General features: G+C 46.3%; 10 protein-coding genes. 2 read left to right on the forward strand and 8 right to left on the reverse strand.

Annotated features, from left to right (window positions below):
• Positions 1–306: 306 nt before the first annotated feature.
• The 8 genes from sucD to sdhC form a co-directional block, all read right to left on the reverse strand.
• Positions 307–1,179 carry a succinate--CoA ligase subunit alpha gene (sucD, locus tag Q4Q49_RS14365; protein ID WP_107947892.1) on the reverse strand — a complete coding sequence of 291 codons (873 nt, stop codon included), beginning with the start codon at positions 1,177–1,179 and terminating at the stop codon, positions 307–309.
• A complete protein-coding gene (sucC, locus tag Q4Q49_RS14370) occupies positions 1,179–2,345 on the reverse strand; it encodes an ADP-forming succinate--CoA ligase subunit beta (RefSeq protein ID WP_107947894.1) in 1,167 nt (388 codons plus the stop codon). Before sucC ends, sucD begins: the two co-directional genes overlap by 1 nt.
• A gap of 105 nt (positions 2,346–2,450) precedes the next feature.
• Positions 2,451–3,641 carry a 2-oxoglutarate dehydrogenase complex dihydrolipoyllysine-residue succinyltransferase gene (odhB, locus tag Q4Q49_RS14375; RefSeq protein ID WP_220590442.1) on the reverse strand — a complete coding sequence of 397 codons (1,191 nt, stop codon included), beginning with the start codon at positions 3,639–3,641 and terminating at the stop codon, positions 2,451–2,453.
• 31 nt (positions 3,642–3,672) lie between these two features.
• On the reverse strand, positions 3,673–6,504 hold the full coding sequence (locus tag Q4Q49_RS14380; RefSeq protein ID WP_311999671.1) for a 2-oxoglutarate dehydrogenase E1 component: 2,832 nt from the start codon (positions 6,502–6,504) through the stop codon (positions 3,673–3,675).
• Positions 6,505–6,718: 214 nt separating this feature from the next.
• A complete protein-coding gene (locus Q4Q49_RS14385) occupies positions 6,719–7,426 on the reverse strand; it encodes a succinate dehydrogenase iron-sulfur subunit (protein WP_106650759.1) in 708 nt (235 codons plus the stop codon).
• Between the two features lie 11 nt (positions 7,427–7,437).
• Positions 7,438–9,204 (reverse strand): succinate dehydrogenase flavoprotein subunit, encoded by a 1,767-nt coding sequence (sdhA, locus tag Q4Q49_RS14390; RefSeq protein ID WP_063884037.1) that lies wholly within the window; start codon positions 9,202–9,204, stop codon positions 7,438–7,440.
• Complete coding sequence (gene sdhD / locus Q4Q49_RS14395) at positions 9,205–9,552, reverse strand: succinate dehydrogenase, hydrophobic membrane anchor protein (protein ID WP_220590444.1); 348 nt, start codon at positions 9,550–9,552, stop codon at positions 9,205–9,207.
• Positions 9,546–9,941, reverse strand: a complete 396-nt coding sequence (sdhC, locus tag Q4Q49_RS14400) for a succinate dehydrogenase, cytochrome b556 subunit (protein ID WP_311999672.1) — start codon at positions 9,939–9,941, stop codon at positions 9,546–9,548. Before sdhC ends, sdhD begins: the two co-directional genes overlap by 7 nt.
• Positions 9,942–10,356: 415 nt before the next feature.
• On the opposite strand from sdhC, the gene Q4Q49_RS14405 reads away from it, so the two are divergent.
• Together Q4Q49_RS14405 and Q4Q49_RS14410 are read left to right on the forward strand one after the other, a co-directional pair.
• Entirely contained in the window at positions 10,357–11,643 is a 1,287-nt protein-coding gene (locus Q4Q49_RS14405; protein ID WP_006081983.1) for a citrate synthase, read from the forward strand.
• A 298-nt stretch (positions 11,644–11,941) separates the two neighbouring features.
• Positions 11,942–13,006, forward strand: coding sequence for an efflux RND transporter periplasmic adaptor subunit (locus tag Q4Q49_RS14410; protein WP_006081984.1), 1,065 nt, complete (start codon positions 11,942–11,944; stop codon positions 13,004–13,006).
• Positions 13,007–13,011: the final 5 nt, after the last annotated feature.

Raw genomic sequence — 13,011 nt, forward strand, 5'->3', positions numbered from 1 at the left:
CCCAATGCGGTAAGCCCCATAATACAAATACGCTCGCAGCGATAGGCTGCAACCGTGTGATAAAAATTTGAATTCAAGATATTTTGCAGAAACAGCACTGAAGCCATAAGCACTTAGCTCATGGTTAATGGCTCTCATCACGCTATGCTCGCCCATGGCGCAGGCGACTGCTGAGTAGAGAAGCATCAATCTAACCCGTAGAAGAAAAAATATCTAGTCTTCATGGTGTTAGCTCAATCCCATTCCTGTCTTATACAGCCAATAAAAAAGGCGCCTTAGGCGCCTTTTAGTATCGAACGGTTTAGCCTACCAACCAGTACGAGTACGCAGCGCTTTGCCGATATCAGCTAGCGAGCGGACAGTTGTCACGCCAGCTGCTTCTAATGCAGCAAATTTGTCTTCTGCAGTACCTTTACCGCCAGCGATAATCGCGCCAGCGTGGCCCATACGCTTACCAGCAGGTGCAGTTACACCGGCAATGTAAGACACAACAGGCTTAGTTACGTGTGCTTTGATGTAAGCAGCCGCATCTTCTTCAGCGTTACCACCGATTTCACCGATCATTACAATCGCTTCAGTCTGTGGATCGTTTTGGAACATTTCCAATACGTCGATGAAGTTAGTACCTGGAATTGGGTCACCACCGATACCTACGCAAGTAGATTGGCCGAAACCTTCATCAGTCGTTTGCTTAACCGCTTCATAGGTCAGAGTACCTGAACGAGAAACGATACCCACTTTACCTTTTAAGTGGATGTGACCTGGCATGATGCCGATCTTACATTCACCTGGGGTGATAACACCTGGGCAGTTAGGGCCGATCATGCGAACGCCAGTTTCTTCAAGCTTCACTTTAACTTGCAGCATGTCCAGTGTAGGAATGCCTTCAGTGATACAAACGATAAGCTCAATGCCACCGTCGATAGCTTCAAGGATGGCGTCTTTACAAAATGGTGCCGGTACATAGATCACAGAAGCAGTCGCGCCAGTAGCAGCAACAGCATCTTTTACCGTGTTAAACACTGGTAGACCTAAGTGAGTTTGACCGCCTTTACCAGGAGACACACCACCCACCATTTGCGTACCGTAATCGATAGCTTGTTGTGAGTGGAATGTACCTTGACCGCCAGTGAAACCTTGGCAAATTACCTTGGTATCTTTATTGATTAAGACAGACATTATTTGCCCTCCGCAGCTTTAACTACTTGCTCAGCCGCGTCAGTCAGACTGGTAGCTGCAATGATATCAAGACCTGATTTAGCTAATACTTCACGGCCAAGTTCAGCGTTAGTACCTTCTAAACGAACCACAACAGGTACTTTAACGCCCACTTCTTTAACGGCGCCGATAATACCTTCTGCGATCATGTCACAACGTACGATACCGCCGAAAATGTTAACCAGAACCGCTTTCACATTGCTGTCAGACAGAATGATTTTGAAAGCTTCTGCTACACGTTCTTTAGTCGCGCCGCCGCCTACGTCTAGGAAGTTCGCTGGCTTGCCACCGTGCAAGTTAACGATATCCATAGTACCCATAGCCAGACCAGCACCGTTCACCATACAGCCAACGTTACCGTCTAATGCTACGTAGTTCAGTTCGAACTTAGCCGCGTGAGCTTCACGCGCGTCATCCTGTGATGGATCGTGCATGCCTTTGATTTTTGGTTGACGGAACAGTGCGTTACCGTCGATACCGATTTTACCATCTAGGCAGTGTAGGTTGCCTTCAGTGGTAATAACCAGTGGGTTGATTTCTAATAGTGCGAAATCATGATCAACGAACATAGTCGCCAGACCCATAAAGATCTTAGTGAACTGCTTCATTTGCGTTGGGTTTAAACCTAACTTGAAGCCAAGATCGCGAGCTTGATAACCTTGTGGGCCAGTCAAAGGATCGATGATTGCAGTGTGGATGAGTTCTGGCGTTTCTTCTGCCACTTTCTCAATTTCAACACCACCTTCAGTCGACGCCATGAACACAACGCGACGAGTCGCGCGGTCAACAACGGCACCTAGGTACAGTTCGTTAGCGATGTCAGTGCAGCTTTCTACTAAAATTTTAGCAACTGGCTGACCTTTCTCATCAGTTTGATAAGTCACCAGATTTTTGCCTAACCAGTGTTCGGCAAAGGCTCTGATTTCTTCTTTATCGCCAGTGACTTTAACGCCACCCGCTTTACCGCGGCCGCCTGCGTGTACTTGACACTTAACAACCCATAAATTTCCGCCAATATGGCCTGCCGCTTCTACAGCTTCTTGGGCTGTATCACATGCAAAACCTTCTGACACTGGTAAACCATATTCGGCAAATAAGGATTTTGCCTGATACTCATGCAAATTCATGATGATCTATCCGTATACTTCTAATCAAATCCAACTGGCCCATTTGGGCCAGTCACGAGGGTATGTCTGGCTATTTCTTTAAGCGCAAACTCTTAGCGAGTTGTCTTACAGATCAAGCAGCAGACGAGTTGGGTCTTCTAGGAAGTCTTTAATCGCAACCAAGAAACCAACAGACTCACGGCCATCAACAATACGATGGTCATATGAGAGTGCTAGGTACATCATGGGCAGGATTTCAACCTGACCATTAACTGCCATTGGGCGGTCTTTAATGGCATGCATGCCTAAAATCGCGCTTTGTGGCAGGTTAAGGATTGGGGTAGACATCAATGAACCGAAAACACCACCGTTAGTCACAGTGAAGTTACCGCCAGTCATATCTGCCACAGTCAGCTTACCGTCGCGGCCTTTGATGGCTAAATCACGAACCGCTTTTTCGATTTCAGCTAAGTTCATGGTATCTGTGTCACGTAACACTGGTGTTACCAGACCACGTGGTGTTGATACTGCGATGCTAATGTCGAAGTAGTTGTGATAAACGATATCATCGCCATCAATAGACGCGTTGACTTCTGGGAAACGTTTCAGTGCTTCTGTCACAGCTTTGATGTAGAAAGACATAAAGCCTAAACGGATACCGTGGCGCTTTTCAAAGATATCTTGGTATTGCTTACGGATATCCATGATGGGCTTCATGTTCACTTCGTTAAATGTCGTGAGCATAGCGGTAGAGTTTTTCGCTTCTAACAAGCGGTTAGCGATTGTCTTACGCAGACGTGTCATTGGCACGCGCTTCTCGCTACGGCCAGCCGCTAACGGAGCCACAGCAGGTGCTGCTGGCGCCGCTGCTTTAGGGGCAGACTTAACAAAAGCTTCAACGTCTTCTTTCGTAATACGACCACCCACACCCGTGCCTTTTACTTTGCTAGCATCAACATTGTGCTCGGCCAGTAAACGGCGTACTGATGGGCTTAACGCATCGTTAGATTCGTCACTTGTCGCAGCTGCTGGCGTTGCCGCTTCTGCTTCAGCTTTAGTCACTTCTTGGCCAGAAACTGCACCCGCGATGAACTTAGCGATCACTTGTTCACCTAAAACAGTGGCGCCTTCTTCAAACAAAAACTCGCCAATGTGGCCATCTTCTGGCGCAACCACTTCAAGAACCACTTTATCGGTTTCAATATCAACCAGGTTTTGATCACGAGAAACTTGCTCGCCCACTTTCACATGCCAAGTGGCAATCGTGGCATCGGCAACAGATTCTGGTAGTACAGGTACCTTGATTTCGATACTCATGAAAAACTATCCTTTTATAAAATGTCTATTACTACAGTGTGATTGTAAGTTTCAGGGCACTGTTCACTAAAGATTCTTGCTGATGTGTATGCAACTCAGGGTAACCACATGCTGGCGCAGCTGACGCTTCACGGCCGGCATAAGTTAACTGTGCACCTGCAGGAATCGCGGCCCAGAAATGGTGTTGACTCGAGTACCAAGCACCTTGGTTCTGTGGCTCTTCCTGACACCAAACAAAATCTTTAACATGTTGGTAATCAGCCAAAGCAACGATCATTTCATCATGTGGGAACGGATATAACTGTTCAACACGAATTAACGCTACGTTAGTGATGTTTTCTTTACGACGTTTTTCCAGTAGTTCGAAGTAAACTTTACCACTACAGAAAACAACGCGATCCACTTTGCTTGCTTCCAAGGTATCGATTTCACCGATCACATTTTGGAAACTACCACTGGCCAATTCTTCCAAACTGGACACGGCTAATGGATGACGCAGCAATGATTTAGGCGACATCACGATAAGTGGTCGACGCATTGGGCGCACCACTTGACGGCGCAACATATGGTAAACCTGTGCAGGTGTTGAAGGCACACACACTTGCATGTTGTGGTTAGCACACATTTGCAAGAAACGCTCTAAACGGGCGCTTGAGTGCTCTGGGCCTTGACCTTCATAACCATGGGGCAACAACATAGTCAGACCACATAAACGGCCCCACTTTTGTTCACCCGATGACAAGAACTGATCAATAACCACTTGCGCACAGTTGGCAAAGTCACCAAACTGGGCTTCCCAAATGGTCAGGCCGCCAGGTTCTGCCGTCGCATAGCCGTATTCAAATGCCAATACTGAGGCTTCAGATAACACTGAGTCAGTAATATCAATCGGACCTTGCTCATCGGCAATGTTGCGTAGTGGCATGTAAGTCGTGCCATCGTTTTGATTGTGCAACACAGCATGACGATGGAAGAAAGTGCCACGGCCAGAATCTTGACCTGTGATACGAACGCGCTTGTTGTCTTCCAGAATCGAGGCATAAGCCAAGGTTTCTGCAAAGCCCCAATCGAGTGGTTTCTCACCTTTTGCCATAGCAACACGGTCGCCATAAATCTTAGCAACACGGGATTGTAATGGATGGCTTTCAGGAACGTAGCTCAATTTGTCCGCAAGGTTTTGTAAACGTTCTGCCGACATCGCAGATTCAAACGCTTCGTCCCACTCACGACCAATATAAGGTGTCCAGTCAACAGAATGCAGCGTCATTGGACGCCATTCTTTCACCACACAATCACCCTGATCTAATGCGTCACGGTAATTATTGATAAGACCAGTCACCTCATCGGCAGCAATCACGTTTTCAGCGATTAACTTGTCTGCATAAATCTTACGTGGCGTTGGGTGTTTCTTGATCTTGGCATACATCAGCGGTTGAGTTGCACTTGGCTCATCGGCTTCGTTATGGCCATGACGGCGATAACAGACTAATTCAACCACCACATCACGTTTGAACTCGTTACGATAATCAACGGCTAACTGCGATACAAATGCAACCGCTTCGGGATCGTCAGAGTTAACGTGGAAAATCGGCGCCTGAACCATCTTAGCGATGTCAGTACAATATTCCGTTGAACGCACGTCCGCATGGTTAGACGTAGTGAAACCCACTTGGTTGTTCACTACGATGCGAATGCTGCCGCCCACTTTAAAACCGCGGGTTTGAGACATGTTGAATGTCTCTTGTACTATCCCTTGACCCGCAATGGCTGAGTCACCGTGAATAGTAATAGGCATGACTTGTAAGCCATCCTTACAACCGCGACGGTCTTGGCGGGCACGTACCGAACCAATGACCACAGGGTTAACGATTTCAAGGTGCGATGGGTTAAAGGCCAGTGCTAAATGCACATTGCCGCCCGGCGTTTCGAAATCAGAGGAGAAACCTTGGTGGTACTTAACGTCACCCGAACCGTGGGTATCAGCATGCTTACCCGCGAACTCATCAAACAGTTCAGCAGGACGCTTACCTAATACGTTAACCAGTACGTTTAGACGACCACGGTGAGCCATACCTACTACGATTTCTTTAGTACCCGCTTCACCTGCACGATAAATAATTTCGCGCATCATAGGCACTAACGCATCGCCGCCTTCTAACGAGAAACGTTTCGCACCAGGGAATTTAGCACCTAAGTATTTTTCAATGCCTTCTGCGGCGTTTAAGCCTTCAAGAATGCGTGTCTTAACACTTTTATCGTAGTTAGCTTTACCTAAGGAAGGTTCGAGACGTTGTTGGATCCAGCGTTTCTCATCGGTATCGGTAATGTGCATATATTCAGCACCGATAGAACCACAATAAGTGGCTTTCAGTGCTTTTACCAAATCCGCAAGCTTCATGGTTTCGCCACCATGAGCAAAAGAACCAGTATTAAACTCACGATCCATGTCTTCTTTAGTCAGGCCGTGAAAGGCAGGATCTAAATCGGCCACAGGTTCGCGTTTCCACAGTTCTAGGGGGTCAAGGTTAGCACCTTGATGACCACGGAAACGATGGGCGTTAATTAACTGCAGGACTTTAACTTGCTTAGCATCCAGTTCAGGATCCGTCACACGAGCAGAGCTCTTATGGCGTCCTTCTAACGCTAAACTGCGAAAATAATCACGTACTTTTGAGTGAGCAGCTTCAGGCGCATCAACAGAGGCACCGTTCACAGGAGGGAGATTATCAAATACCGCACGCCAATCATCAGCGACTGACTGTGGGTCTTCTTGATAGGCTTCATACATCTCTTCTACGTAGGTCGAATTTGCACCACTTAAGTGAGATGATTCGAGCCAGGCTTTCATGATGCCTTGGTGCATTTCTATTCCTTTCAAACTTTATACACGTGCTTAGCCATAGTATTAAATATGCAGTCTGTAGAGATTACCTTCGACGCATAATTTCTGCCGCCCCTAGATGTCCAGATATACGGCGCGTTGTCTTCCATTACATACGCAAAAGAGTCACCTTCTGCTACCAGAAAGTGACTCTTCAAGAGCTATATTATTATTGGTTTCAGCTCGGGTTCTCGCATTACACTGCTCGCTTCAACAGCATGGACTTAATATGACCAATTGCTTTAGTCGGATTAAGACCTTTTGGACAAACGTCAACGCAGTTCATGATGCCGTGGCAACGGAACACGCTATAGGCGTCGTCCAGCTCAGATAAACGTTCTTCTGTTGCTGTATCGCGACTGTCGATCAAGAAACGATATGCGTGAAGCAGACCGCTTGGACCGATAAACTTATCAGGATTCCACCAGAATGATGGGCAAGCCGTAGAACAACAGGCACACATGATACATTCGTACAGACCATCTAAATGAGCACGCTCTTCAGGTGATTGTAAGTGTTCACGGGCTGGTGCTTTCTCATCATTGATGAGGTAAGGCTTGATCTTCTCATACTGCTTATAGAACTGAGTTAAATCAACAACTAAGTCACGAACAACTGGCATACCTGGTAATGGGCGTATTTCTAATTTCTTGCCTTTGAAGGTTGAAATTGGGGTAATACACGCCAGACCATTTTTACCATTCATGTTCACACCGTCAGAACCACACACACCTTCACGGCATGAGCGACGGAATGACAGAGTCGGATCTTGCTCTTTCAACTTAATCAGTGCATCGAGCACCATCATGTCAGAGCCGTCAGCTACTTCTAAGCTGTAATCCTGCATATACGGTTTAGTATCTACGTCAGGATTGTAGCGATAAACTGCAAATGTCAATTTCATCTTTGCAACTCCTAGTAGGTACGTTTCTTCGGTGGGAATGCTTCACGTAACTTAGGTGCCATGTTCACTGCACGACGATCCATAGTTTCAGTCACAGGGTCAAATAAGCTGTGGCATAACCAGTTCTCATCATCACGCTCTAAATAATCTTCACGTGAGTGAGCACCGCGACTTTCGGTACGGAAGTTAGCCGCATAAGCCGTGGCGATTGCCGTTGCCATCAAGTTATCTAACTCTAAACATTCAATACGTTGAGTGTTGAATTCACGAGAGTTATCAGACAATTTAGCATTTGCAAGACGTTCACGAATCACTTTCAACTGCTCTAACCCTTCAGCCATAGCATCGCCACGACGGAATACAGAGAAGTTTAATTGCATACACAGTTGCAGATCCTTACGGATTTGCGCTGGATCTTCGCCATCTTTGTTGCTTTCCCAACGATTCAGACGTGCCAGGGATGCTTGAATATCCGCATCGCTTGCGTCTTTTGGATCGTCAGTCTCATCCAAAGCTTTACCTAAATGCTGACCCGCTGCGCGGCCAAAGACCACTAAATCGAGCAATGAGTTACCACCTAAGCGGTTTGCACCGTGAACAGATACACAGGCAATCTCACCCACAGCAAACAGACCGATAACATCTTGTTCAGTGCCGTCTTCATTCTTACGAATAACTTGACCACTGACCTTAGTTGGCAGACCGCCCATCATGTAGTGACAGGTTGGTAATACTGGGATTGGACCATCGGCCGGATCGATATGGGCAAAGGTACGAGACAATTCACACACGCCTGGTAAACGTGCTTCTAATGTTTCTTTACCTAAGTGATCAAGCTTGAGTAAACAGTGTGGACCTAATGGACCGTCTAAACCACGACCTTCGCGGATTTCAGTCATCATTGAACGCGCTACCACGTCGCGTGATGCCAAATCTTTCGCGTTAGGGGCATAACGCTCCATAAAGCGCTCGCCGTCTTTGTTCAGCAGATAACCGCCTTCACCACGACAACCTTCAGTCACAAGTACACCCGCGCCGGCGATGCCAGTTGGGTGGAATTGCCACATTTCCATGTCTTGCATTTGCACGCCAGCACGCATTGCCATACCGACACCGTCACCGGTGTTGATATGCGCGTTAGTAGTAGAAGCGTAAATACGCCCTGCACCACCGGTCGCTAGAATCGTTGCTTTGGCTTTGAAATAAACGATATCACCCGTTTCAATTTCAATCGCAGTACAACCCACAACAGCGCCATCATCGTTTTTAACGAGATCTAATGCATACCATTCTGAGAAGACTTGCGTCTTATGCTTAACGTTTTGTTGGTATAAACAGTGCAACAAAGCATGACCAGTACGGTCGGCAGCTGCCGCAGTACGTGCAGCCTGCTCGCCGCCAAAGTTCTTAGATTGACCACCAAATGGACGTTGGTAAATCGTGCCATTTTCGAAACGAGAGAAAGGCAAACCCATTTGCTCAAGTTCAATAACGGCTTCAGGACCGGTTTTACACATGAACTCAATCGCTTCTTGGTCACCGATAAAATCGGAACCCTTCACGGTATCGTACATATGCTGTTCCCAATGATCTTCATGGGCGTTACCTAACGCAACAGTGATACCACCCTGCGCAGATACGGTATGAGAACGAGTTGGAAATACTTTTGATAAAAGCGCACAGCTTTTACCTTCTTTGGAAATCTGCAGCGCTGCACGCATACCAGCGCCACCGGCACCGATCACTACAGCATCAAATTCGCGTACTGGAATACTCACTTAGACACCCCACACAATAACAATGCCGGCCGCTAAATAACAAAATACGGTAACGACAAAGGTGAACTGTAAAACACCACGTAACGACGTGCACTTGACGTAATCTGTCAGCACTTGCCATACACCAATCCAAGCGTGTACGAGTAATGCAACCAGCGTCAGAAGTGTAAACACTTTCATTGGCAGAGCGCTAAAAAGGCCATGCCAGACGTCGTAGGTGAGAGGGGAACTACATGCAATAAAGCCAACCAAGAAAATGGTGTAACAGGCGAGGATCACTGCACTAGCGCGTAGTAGAATAAAGTCATGAACACCACTGCGTCCAAAACTTGCTGCATTGGTTACCATACCCAAATCCCCGCTATGATTGAAAAGGCTACCGTTAAGGCAAATACAGCTTTCGCTGATGCGGCACCCGATGACAATTCTTCCCAACGACCGGTATCCATTACTAAGTGACGTAGGCCACCAAACAAGTGATACGCCAGTGCAGTCATAATGCCCCACAGGATGAACTTCAAAACGAAGTTATCAAATAGAGATTGTACGCCAGCGAAACTTTCAGCTGATGCTAAAGATGAATTTAGCAACCAAATGAGAATGCCAACTGCGAACAGCATGATGACACCGGAAACACGGTGAAGAATTGACACAATCGCTGTTGCAGGAAAGCGAATGGTCTGCAGATCTAAATGGACAGGTCTTTGCTTTTTCACGTTCTGCTCACTCAGCTCCATTGAGCATTTTTTTTGTTATGTGAACCGCTTTTGTACAAACTTTAAACTGGGATGTGAATCACGGCAAAAGTAAACACAAAAGCAAAGTTTAAACAAACAGTTAACTATCTGAGCACGCACTCATTTAACATGTAAACAAAGGGTGCTTTATAATCGTTGTTTGCGGCCCTTATTGGGCGAGGCAAGTATACTCGCGGCAAATGTCAAATACAAACATCACAGAATGCAAATTATGTTTTTTTGACGATTTTTTACTGTAAGTGCCAGTTCCGCATGGGAAAGTAAAGGCATTTATACCATGGTCTAACAAATTAAAACGCTTATTTAAATTGAAATGTGATCTAGAATGGCTGTAAAGTAATGGCGGTTTGACATGCCGCACTCACAGATAAGAACTAAGTAAGGAGAACGGGGTATGGCTGATTTAAAAGCCAAATTAGAATTACCAGGGAACGACTCGATAGAATTGCCAGTAAAGCAGGGAACCGCTGGTTTTGACGTAATCGACATCAGTAAACTTGGCAGCAAAGGTTACTTCACTTTTGATCCAGGTTTTCTTGCGACTGCCTCCTGTGAATCTGCAATTACCTATATTGATGGTGATCTGGGTATATTGTTACACCGTGGCTATCCAATCGATCAACTCGCCGTTGACTCCGATTACCTAGACCTGTGTTATCTGCTGCTTTACGGTGAACTGCCGACTAAAGCGCAATATACTGAGTTTGTACATACAGTTAAAACCCACACTATGGTTCACGAGCAGCTAGCCTTCTTCTTTAGAGGTTTCCGTCGTGATGCTCATCCTATGGCCATGTTATGTGGTGTGACGGGTGCATTATCTGCATTTTACCAAGACTCTCTGGATGTTAACGATCCGCGTCACCGCGAAATCGCCGCTTATCGCTTAGTCTCAAAAATGCCTACGATAGCAGCCATGTGCTACAAGTATTCTTCAGGCCAGCCATTCGTGTACCCACGTAATGACTTAAGCTATGCGGGCAACTTCTTAAGCATGATGTTTGCTGTGCCATGTGAAGAATACATAGTTAACCCTATCGTTGAACGTGCAATGGACAGGATCTTCATTTTACATGCGGATCATGAACAAAATGCATCGACTTCAACCGTACGTTTAGCCGGTTCTTCAGGTGCTAACCCATTTGCGTGTATCGCAGCGGGTATCGCGTCTCTTTGGGGCCCTGCACACGGCGGCGCTAACGAAGCCTGTTTGCAAATGTTAGAAGAAATCGGTTCAGTTGACCGCATTCCTGAATTCATTGAACGTGCTAAAGACAAGAACGATCCATTCCGTCTGATGGGCTTTGGACACCGTGTTTACAAAAACTTTGACCCACGTGCCAAAGTTATGCGTGAAACCTGTCACGAAGTGCTGAAAGAACTGAAAGTTAAGGATCCACTATTGGATGTAGCAATGGAGCTTGAGCGCATTGCGCTTGAAGACGAATACTTCATTTCTAAGAAGCTGTATCCAAACGTCGACTTCTACTCTGGCATCATCATGAAAGCCATTGGTATTCCAACCAGTATGTTCACTGTGCTGTTCGCACTGGCACGTACTGTAGGCTGGATTGCACACTGGAAAGAAATGTTAGATCAACCAGGCCACAAAATCAGCCGTCCACGTCAGTTATACACTGGCGAAACTGCGCGTGATTTCGTCGCACAAGACAAACGCTAAGTCCCACGACTTACGCATTAAAAAGCGCCTGAGGGCGCTTTTTTCATATCAAACAATCCCCTTTGACACTCCCCTTGTTAGACAAAATACATTGTTGCAATTGCCTACTTGCGTAACCGCTGTTAACCGCCTTTAGTTATTCTCATCACTTTTTAAACTTTTTAGCTACATTTAGTGGAACTCGCACATTAGCCTTAACTTAAATATAGCTTAACTATATGAAATTAGGCTATATTTAATATTGGCACGGTTTCTGCTATCAAATGGCATCACAATAAAGACAACAGGTAACACACTTATGGAAAAGTCAAACATTGCTAAATTTGCCCTACCCCTGCTAATGATTTCAATGCTAGCAGCCTGTGGTAAGGAAGAAGTGGCTAAAAAAGAAGAAAAATATGCCATTCCCGTCGAAACCACCACAGTGATGCAAGGAAACGTTTCATCTTTCTACAGCACAACAGCCACCTTAGAAGCGCCTCAAGAAGCCAATGTCGTCAGCCGCATTTCTGGACTCATTGAATCATTGGCCGTTGAAGAAGGTGACCGCGTACAAAAGGGCCAAGTGCTCGCCGTTATCGATGCCAAAAGACAGCAATACGATTTAGACCGCTCAGAAGCCGAAGTTAAAATCATTGAGCAGGAATTGAATCGTCTGAAGAAAATGGGCAACAAAGAATTTATCAGCGCAGATTCGATGGCCAAACTTGAATATAACTTGCAAGCCGCCATCGCCAAGAAAGATCTTGCCGAGCTACAAGTCAGAGAAAGCCGCGTACTGTCCCCTATTAGCGGCGTCGTCGCTAAACGTTATGTGAAAGCAGGCAACATGGCGAAGGAATTTGGCGACTTGTTCTACATAGTCAATCAAGATGAACTTCACGGTATAGTCCATCTGCCAGAGCAACAACTTGCCAGCTTAAGACTCGGCCAAGAGGCACAAGTGTTCAGCAATCAACAAAGTAAAAATGCTATCCATGCCAAAGTGCTGCGGATAAGCCCGATTGTTGACCCACAAAGCGGCACGTTTAAAGTGACATTAGCCGTACCGAATCAAGAGGCGCGCCTAAAAGCAGGGATGTTTACCCGTGTTGAGCTTAAGTATGACACCCACGAAAACGTGATTACGGTTCCCTACAGTGCACTGATCAACCAAGATAACAGGCAAGCTTTGTATGTTATCGATGGCACTAATGCTAACCGCCGTGAAGTCGAGATTGGCTACCGTGAAGGTGACTCTGTAGAAGTGATTGCAGGCATTAACCCAGGTGAACAAGTCGTGACCCGTGGCCAGCAAAACTTGAAAGACCAATCCTTAGTCGAAGTGATCACCCCACTCGATCTTGCTTCCGCTAAGAACTGATAGGA

It is taken from the genome of Shewanella sp. SP1S1-7 (genome assembly GCF_031932105.1).
GTDB classification, from domain to species: domain Bacteria; phylum Pseudomonadota; class Gammaproteobacteria; order Enterobacterales; family Shewanellaceae; genus Shewanella; species Shewanella baltica.